The sequence below is a fragment of the Streptomyces sp. NPDC058877 genome, assembly GCF_042742855.1.
Classification (GTDB): Bacteria; Actinomycetota; Actinomycetes; order Streptomycetales; family Streptomycetaceae; genus Streptomyces.
In genome coordinates this window covers 1-6,309 of record NZ_JBHYMF010000296.1, presented here as the reverse complement: position 1 = coordinate 6,309, position 6,309 = coordinate 1, and the positions used below count along the sequence as shown (strand labels likewise).

The 6,309-nt window shown below is 70.3% G+C and carries 7 protein-coding genes; 1 reads left to right on the top strand and 6 read right to left on the bottom strand.

Annotated elements, in window-relative coordinates:
* Positions 1-55: 55 nt before the first annotated feature.
* The 6 genes from ACFW2Y_RS34185 to ACFW2Y_RS34160 all read right to left on the bottom strand — a co-directional run bounded on the left by ACFW2Y_RS34185 (position 56) and on the right by ACFW2Y_RS34160 (position 5,204).
* Positions 56-367 (bottom strand): transposase, encoded by a 312-nt coding sequence (locus tag ACFW2Y_RS34185; protein WP_384887169.1) that lies wholly within the window; start codon positions 365-367, stop codon positions 56-58.
* A 308-nt stretch (positions 368-675) separates the two neighbouring features.
* Positions 676-1,968 carry a DUF6986 family protein gene (locus ACFW2Y_RS34180; protein WP_384887166.1) on the bottom strand — a complete coding sequence of 431 codons (1,293 nt, stop codon included), beginning with the start codon at positions 1,966-1,968 and terminating at the stop codon, positions 676-678.
* A gap of 152 nt (positions 1,969-2,120) precedes the next feature.
* Positions 2,121-3,083 carry an electron transfer flavoprotein subunit alpha/FixB family protein gene (locus ACFW2Y_RS34175; protein WP_384887163.1) on the bottom strand — a complete coding sequence of 321 codons (963 nt, stop codon included), beginning with the start codon at positions 3,081-3,083 and terminating at the stop codon, positions 2,121-2,123.
* Between the two features lie 102 nt (positions 3,084-3,185).
* Entirely contained in the window at positions 3,186-3,971 is a 786-nt protein-coding gene (locus ACFW2Y_RS34170) for an electron transfer flavoprotein subunit beta/FixA family protein (protein ID WP_384887160.1), read from the bottom strand.
* A gap of 199 nt (positions 3,972-4,170) precedes the next feature.
* Complete coding sequence (locus ACFW2Y_RS34165; RefSeq protein WP_384887157.1) at positions 4,171-4,695, bottom strand: flavin reductase family protein; 525 nt, start codon at positions 4,693-4,695, stop codon at positions 4,171-4,173.
* Between the two features lie 197 nt (positions 4,696-4,892).
* Entirely contained in the window at positions 4,893-5,204 is a 312-nt protein-coding gene (locus ACFW2Y_RS34160) for a TlpA family protein disulfide reductase (RefSeq protein ID WP_384887154.1), read from the bottom strand.
* A 224-nt stretch (positions 5,205-5,428) separates the two neighbouring features.
* On the opposite strand from ACFW2Y_RS34160, the gene ACFW2Y_RS34155 reads away from it, so the two are divergent.
* A complete protein-coding gene (locus tag ACFW2Y_RS34155) occupies positions 5,429-6,151 on the top strand; it encodes a lysophospholipid acyltransferase family protein (RefSeq protein WP_384887152.1) in 723 nt (240 codons plus the stop codon).
* The last annotated feature ends 158 nt before the right edge of the window (positions 6,152-6,309 follow it).

Below are 6,309 nucleotides of genomic sequence, written 5' to 3'. Positions count from 1 at the left end.
CGAGCTGCCCTCGTCGTCCTGCAGCTCGAACACGGCCGCACCGCCTGAATGAAGATCACAAACCGTCACGAGACGTTACCGAGAAGGGTTCAGTGCGTACTCCACCGTGTTGAGCCCACTTCGGCCACGCGGCACCGGTCATGACCCGGGCCGGATCGCCACCGGCCTCTGCTGTGTTTCCTGGCCAACACCGGCGAAAGAGCCCGCAAACCGTCTGCCAAGGCCCGTACTCGGGCGGCAGATCACGCCACGGAACACCCGTCCGAACCCGCCACCGAACCCCATCGATCAACCGCCGCCGGTTCCCGGACCTGCGACTCACCCCTGCCGTAAGGCAGCAACGACTCCAGCACCGACCACTGCTCATCAGAAAGATCCCCACGCCCCACACCATCATCACGGAGTGAGGCGTGGACCGGAACACCGATCTAAAACACGGCCAAGACCTGTGTTGATCGACATTTCAAGCACGCCCCATTACGGCTACAGAGGGCGATCGGCAGGACGGACCCCCAGAGGAACTGGCGGCAGTTGAATACGTGAGCCCACCAGCACAAGGCCCCTGGGCACTGTGCCGGGTGACGGACGCGCCGGCGGCCCGGCCGTGTGCACTGATCAGCCGGTGCCGCCGACTCGCTCGACCGGGGTGCGGGCGACCTGCGGGAGAAGGGCCGTTCAGCGATCGCCGGTGGCGGTGAGGTCACCGCGCCGCGGGGCGGCGAAGCGGTCGAGGTCACCGCGGGTCATGCCGGTGAGGGCGTCGACCTCGCCGGTGTCGAGGGCACCGCAGTCGATGCCGCGCAGCAGGTAGGAGCTGAGGGCCTTGGCGGTGGCGGGCTCGTCCATGACGTCGCCGCCGGCGTGGTTGGCGTACGCGGAGAGGCGCTTGGCTGCGGCCTCGAAGCCCTCGCGGTAGAAGGCGAAGACCGCGGCGTAGCGGGTGGGGATGTGGCCCGGGTGCATGTCCCAGCCCTGGTAGTAGGCGCGGGCGAGGGCTCGACGGGTGAGGCCGTAGTGGAGGCGCCAGGCCTCGTGGACGTGCTGGGTGGTGCCGACGGGCAGGACGTTGGTGGAGCCGTCGGAGACGCGGACGCCGGTGCCGGCGGCGGCCACCTGCATGATGGCCTTGGCGTGGTCGGCAGCCGGGTGGTCACTGGCCTGGTAGGCGGCGGAGACGCCGAGGCAGGCGCTGTAGTCGAAGGTTCCGTAGTGCAGTCCGGTGGCACGGCCCTCGGCGGCGCCGATCATGCGGGCGACCGCGGCGGTGCCGTCGGCGGCCAGGATGGCCTGGCTGGTCTCGATCTGGATCTCGAAGCCGAGGCGGCCCGCATCGAGGCCGTGGGCCTTTTCGAAGGCGTCCAGGAGACGGACGAAGGCGGTGATCTGCTCCGGGAAGGTGACCTTGGGGAGGGTGAGGACGAGCCCGTCGGGGAGACCGCCGTGCTCCAGGAGGCCGGTGAGGAAGACGTCGGTGGTGCGGACGCCGCGGTCTCGGACGGCGGACTCCATGCACTTCATCCGGATGCCCATGTACGGGGCGGCGGTGCCCCCGGCGTACGCCTCGGAGATCAGGCGGGCGGCGCGGGCGGCGTCCTGATCCTCGTCCTGGCCGGCGTAGCCGTCCTCGAAGTCGACCCGGAGGTCTTCGATCGGTTCGCGCTCCAGCTTGGCGCGGACGCGCCCGTAGACGTCCTCGGCGAGGGCCTCGGAGAGGCCGAGGACCGCGGCGAAGGAAGCCGGGTCGGGGGCGTGCTCGTCGAGGGCGGCGAGGGCCTGGTCACCCCAGGAGCGGATGGTCCCGGCATCGAAGGCATTGCCGGGGACGTAGACGGTGTGGACGGGCTGGCGGGTGCCGGGGTCTCCCGGGTAGCGGCGGTCGAGTTCCGCGTCCACCGCTGCGAGGGAGGCGCTGATGCCCTCGCTGACCGCGCCCGCGAGGCTCGTCGACACCTTCTCCTGCTGACCCATCCTGCGTCCTCCTGTTTTCCGCTGCACGGAATCAACAATCCGTATGGCGAAGTTAACGGGCTGCTGGGACTTGAGTCAATGGTTGTCCGAAACGACCGGGGGCCGCACGGCGATCACTCGCCATGCGGCCCCGGGCCCAGCAGAACCGCAGGTCAGCCCTTGCGGGTCTTGACCTCTTCGGTCAGCTGCGGGACCACGTCGAAGAGGTCGCCGACGACGCCGTAGTCAACGAGGTCGAAGATCGGGGCCTCGGCGTCCTTGTTGATCGCGACGATGGTCTTCGAGGTCTGCATGCCGGCGCGGTGCTGGATCGCACCGGAGATCCCGGAGGCGATGTACAGCTGCGGCGAGACCGACTTGCCGGTCTGGCCGACCTGGCTGGAGTGCGGGTACCAACCGGCGTCGACCGCGGCGCGCGAGGCACCCACCGCAGCGCCGAGCGAGTCGGCGAGCGCCTCGATGACCGCGAAGTTCTCGGCGCCGTTGACCCCGCGACCGCCGGAGACCACGATCGCGGCCTCGGTCAGCTCCGGACGACCGGTCGACTCCCGCGGCGTGCGGGAAGTGACCTTGGTGCCGCGGGCCTTGTCCGAGAAGGAGACGGCGAGCGCCTCGACGGCACCGGCGGCCGGCGCGGCCTCGACGGGCGCCGAGTTCGGCTTGACCGTGATGACCGGGGTGCCCTTGGAGACGCGGGACTTGGTGGTGAAGGAGGCGGCGAACGCCGACTGCGTCGCCACCGGGCCCTCGTCACCGGCCTCCAGGTCGACGGCGTCGGTGATGATGCCGGAGCCGATGCGGACCGCGAGGCGGGCTGCGATCTCCTTGCCCTCGGCGGAGGACGGGACGAGCACGGCAGCCGGGGACACGGACTCGTAAGCGGCCTGGAGGGCCTCGACCTTCGGGACGACGAGGTACTCGGCGAACTCGGGGGCGTCGACGGTGAGGACCTTCACCGCACCGTGCTCGGCCAAGGCCGCAGCGGTGTCGGCAGCACCCTCACCGACGGCGAGGGCAACCGGGTCGCCCAGGCGACGGGCGAGGGTCAACAGCTCCAGGGTGGGCTTGCGGACGGCTCCGCCGACGTGGTCGACGTAGACGAGAATCTCAGCCATGGGACTTCAATCTCCTGCGAACGGAAGGAAAGGCGGTCTGGTGGGCTCGCGCGAGCCTTAGATGCGGTGCTGGCCCGGGGGCGTCCCCCGGACCCCCGGCAACTAGATGAACTTCTGGCTCGCGAGGAACTCGGCCAGCTGCTTGCCGCCCTCGCCCTCGTCCTTGACGATCGTGCCCGCGGTGCGGGCGGGGCGCTCGGCGGCGGAGTCGACCGCGGTCCAGGCGCCCTCCAGGCCGACCTCGTCGGCCTCGATGTCGAGGTCGGAGAGGTCCAGGGACTCCACCGGCTTCTTCTTGGCGGCCATGATGCCCTTGAAGGAGGGGTAGCGGGCCTCGCCCGACTGGTCCGTCACGGACACGACGGCCGGGAGGGAGGCCTCCAGCTGCTCGGAGGCGGTGTCGCCGTCGCGGCGGCCGGTGACCTTGCCGTCCTCGATCTTGACCTCGGAGAGCAGGGTGACCTGCGGAACGCCCAGCCGCTCGGAGAGGATCGCCGGGAGCACGCCCATGGTGCCGTCCGTGGACGCCATGCCGGCGATGACGACGTCGTAGCCGACCTTCTCGATCGCCTTGGCCAGCACGAGCGAGGTGCCCATGACGTCGGTGCCGTGCAGGTCGTCGTCCTCGACGTGGACGGCCTTGTCGGCACCCATGGACAGCGCCTTGCGCAGCGCGTCCTTGGCGTCCTCGGGACCGACCGTGAGCACGGTGACCTCGGCGTCGTCGGCCTCCTCGGCGATCTGCAGGGCCTGCTCGACCGCGTACTCGTCGAGCTCCGACAGCAGGCCGTCGACGTCGTCGCGGTCAACGGTCAGGTCATCGGCGAAGTGCCGATCGCCCGTGGCGTCGGGCACGTACTTCACACAGACAACGATCCTCAAGCTCACGCCGGCTCTCCTACTGCATCGGTCATAACGGGCTGCCTTGTTGCTCGCAGCATAGGCGCCTGAAGGGCGGGTTTCCGGTTGGGGCGCCAGACGCCCCGTCCGAAATATTACTCGCCAGTACACCCAGTTCGTTACCACTGAGCAAGCGCTCAGACATGTGACCTTGCCAACGCACGGAGAACCGTGCGCACGGGAACCTTCAGTCGCGCAGCGCGTTGAAGCGACCGTGGTGGTACAGGAGCGGTCGGCCCGCCCCGTCCGGATCGCCGGCGACCGCCCGCGCGATCACGATCCGGTGGTCCCCCGCGGGCACCCGGGCCTCCACCCGGCAGACCAACCAGGCCAGGACCCCGTCGAGCACGGGCACGCCCTCGGGGCCGACGCTCCAGCCGGTCCCCTCGCCGAAGCGGTCGGCACCGCTGCGCGCGAAGGTTCCCGCGAGCTCCTGCTGGTGCTCGCCGAGTATGTGCACGCCGATGTGCTCGGCCTCGGCGATCACGGGCCAACTGGAGGAACCCGTTCCCACGCCGAAGGAGACCATCGGAGGGTCGGCGGCGACGGAGTTGAGTGAGGTGGCGGTGAAACCGACCGGCCGCTCACCGTGCGCGGTGATGACCGCGACACCGGCCGCGTGCCGGCGGAAGACGGAGCGGAGCAGGTCGGGAGAGGCCTGGCGGGGTGCGCCGATCGTGGGAACGGTGCGGAGCTCTGGCGTAACCGTCATGGAGTTGTCCTTCTGCGAGGGCGGCATGAGAGGGGTCCCGGAGTGATCAGACACCCGGACAGCGCGCGCTCGCGTTGCGGGCCAGGTCCACGTGGACCCGGCCGTAGAGAAGGAGTTCAGGGGGCACTCCGCCAGGGTGACGATCGGTGGCCTGCACAGTCAAGTGCGTACCGGGATGTGGGAGAAGTGTCACGGCGTCAGACAGCCCGCCCCAGGGCGGCGATGACGTCCGCCCTGCGGGGCTGCCCGGAGGCCCTGCGGACGACGCGTCCCGCCGCGTCGAGGACGAGGACGGTGGGGGTGCGGACGATGCCGAGCCGGCGCACGAGGTCGAGTCGCTCCTCCGCGTCGATCTCCACGTGCCCCACGCCCGGCACCATCGCGGCGACTTCGGCGAGGGTGCGCCGGGTGGCCCGGCAGGGCTGGCAGAAGGCGGTCGAGAACTGGACGAGGGTGGCCCTCTCCCCCAGCTCGACGCCGATTTCCTCCGCCCCCAGGACCCCGGTCATCCTTTGCTCCCTCCACCGCACAGCTGCCCGGCTCCACCCTCCCACGACACCGCTCGGTTCACGCCACGGAGACCGCGAGTGACGAGAATCTCTCCCTACGAAGCCGTCTGGACTGGTCACACGGCCCCACATGGGGCACGATCTGCCCAAAGCCGAAAACCTACGGCCGCGTAACTTCGCCGGGAGAGCCCTCCCCAGGCACCAGAAGAAGGGGTTCCTCTCCGATGGCAGAACTCGTCTATCGACCGGTCATCGGCGCCGCGCTGACCATGTTCAAGGCGCTGGACCTGAAGATCGACACTCAGGGTTCGGAGCACATCCCGCGGACCGGCGGCGCCGTCCTCGTGAGCAACCACATCAGCTATCTGGACTTCATCTTCACGGGCCTCGCCGCGTTGCCGCAGAAGCGGCTGGTGCGCTTCATGGCGAAGGACTCGGTCTTCCGCCACAAGGTCTCGGGACCGCTCATGCGCGGCATGAAGCACATCCCGGTGGACCGCTCCCAGGGCGAGCACGCCTACAAGCACGCCCTCGAATCCCTGCGGGCCGGGGAGATCGTCGGCGTCTTCCCCGAGGCGACCATCTCCCAGTCCTTCACCCTGAAGGGGTTCAAGACGGGTGCCGCGCGCTTGGCGCAGGAGGCCGGCGTCCCGCTGGTCCCGATGGCGCTGTGGGGGACCCAGCGGCTCTGGACCAAGGGCCAGCCCCGGAACTTCAAGCGGAGCCACATCCCCGTGACGATCCGCGTCGGGGAGGCCGTCGAGGCCCCTGCCGACCAGTACGCGGGGGCGATCACCCGGCGGCTCCGCGAGCGCGTCCAGGAGCTGCTGGAGGCCGCCCAGCGCGCCTACCCGGTCCGCCCGAAGGACGCGAGCGACACCTGGTGGATGCCCGCGCACCTCGGGGGTACGGCTCCGACACCCGCCGAGGTCAAGGACGCCGGCTGACGGATCCGTCTCCGCGCCGCCGCCCCGGGACGTCCGCCGCCCCGGGACGTCCGCCGTCCCGGGGCCTCCGCCCCTCCCGCACGGGCACCGGGCCGGCCGGGTGCGCACCCGGGGCCGGTCGGACGGGAGGGCCACGCAAGCGCGGTCGGACGGGAAGC

Coding starts and splice junctions, on each gene's coding strand:
- ACFW2Y_RS34175 (WP_384887163.1), bottom strand. CDS start 3,083: ATGGCTGAGATTCTCGTCTACGTCGACCACGTCGGCGGAGCCGTCCGC.
- ACFW2Y_RS34155 (WP_384887152.1), top strand. CDS start 5,429: ATGGCAGAACTCGTCTATCGACCGGTCATCGGCGCCGCGCTGACCATG.
- ACFW2Y_RS34165 (WP_384887157.1), bottom strand. CDS start 4,695: ATGACGGTTACGCCAGAGCTCCGCACCGTTCCCACGATCGGCGCACCC.
- ACFW2Y_RS34160 (WP_384887154.1), bottom strand. CDS start 5,204: ATGACCGGGGTCCTGGGGGCGGAGGAAATCGGCGTCGAGCTGGGGGAG.
- ACFW2Y_RS34185 (WP_384887169.1), bottom strand. CDS start 367: ATGAGCAGTGGTCGGTGCTGGAGTCGTTGCTGCCTTACGGCAGGGGTG.
- ACFW2Y_RS34180 (WP_384887166.1), bottom strand. CDS start 1,968: ATGGGTCAGCAGGAGAAGGTGTCGACGAGCCTCGCGGGCGCGGTCAGC.